We start from the raw sequence: 822 nt of genomic DNA on the forward strand, positions 1-822 counted from the left end.
GAAAATCAAGAAAAAGAATTGAAACATTATTTTCACAACTATGCGACCAGTTCAGAATTAGAAACAATTATGCTAAAACTTTTGAAGGTTTTAAAACAAGAATATTAGCAAAAATTACAGCATTAACATTGGTTCAATATATCAATAAATTCATCTTTGATAGACCAATAAATAATATTAAAAATCAAATAATTTAATTACACCCAACGGGTTAAAATTATATTTTTTTGTTAAAACTTATTTTACTGAAATTCATATTTTTTAATTTTATGGAAATAAATGGTAATTAAATAATGTAAAAGTACTATATATGGAAGCTAATTTTGAAATCATTGAAAAAGAAAAAATTAACACACTATCTTTTCCAAACGAGGAAGTGTTGAATTCTAGTGAAAAAATTAAGCAGCGCTTTTTAGATTTAAATAGAGCTTTATCACTAGGCAACTTAGAGCATACTAAAACCAAAATTTATTTTGAGGATAATCAATCTAAAAAAGTTGTAGAAACTACTGTTTGGGCTTTAACAGATCATAGAGTGATTTTAAAACAGGGTTTTACTATTCCAATACATCGGATTTATAAGTCGTCATAATTTACAACCACTTTTCGAAGTGGTTTTTTTTTATTGTAAAAAATGTAATAGAGTAAATGCAAACTATTAATATTATAAGAATATATCCTATATTATTATTCGTATTATGTATTTCATCGATTTTTTTTGTTATTTAAACGGAATAAATAGTATTATTGTACAACAAAAACAAACAACACGTTCTTACCATTATTTAAATAAAGTGTTTGCCCCACATCTACCTAATTTAA

The 822-nt window shown here is 24.1% G+C and carries 2 protein-coding genes; both read left to right on the top strand.

Annotated features, from left to right (window positions below):
* Positions 1 to 197, top strand: a 197-nt coding sequence (locus WFZ85_RS16010) for a transposase (RefSeq protein WP_342697256.1), incomplete at its 5' end; no start/stop codon positions are given.
* Between the two features lie 113 nt (positions 198 to 310).
* On the top strand, positions 311 to 592 hold the full coding sequence (locus tag WFZ85_RS16015; RefSeq protein WP_342697257.1) for a hypothetical protein: 282 nt from the start codon (positions 311 to 313) through the stop codon (positions 590 to 592).
* Positions 593 to 822 lie beyond the last annotated feature (230 nt).

Origin of the sequence: Flavobacterium aureirubrum, from assembly GCF_038739835.1 — a bacterium.
In the GTDB taxonomy this organism is placed as follows: domain Bacteria; phylum Bacteroidota; class Bacteroidia; order Flavobacteriales; family Flavobacteriaceae; genus Flavobacterium; species Flavobacterium aureirubrum.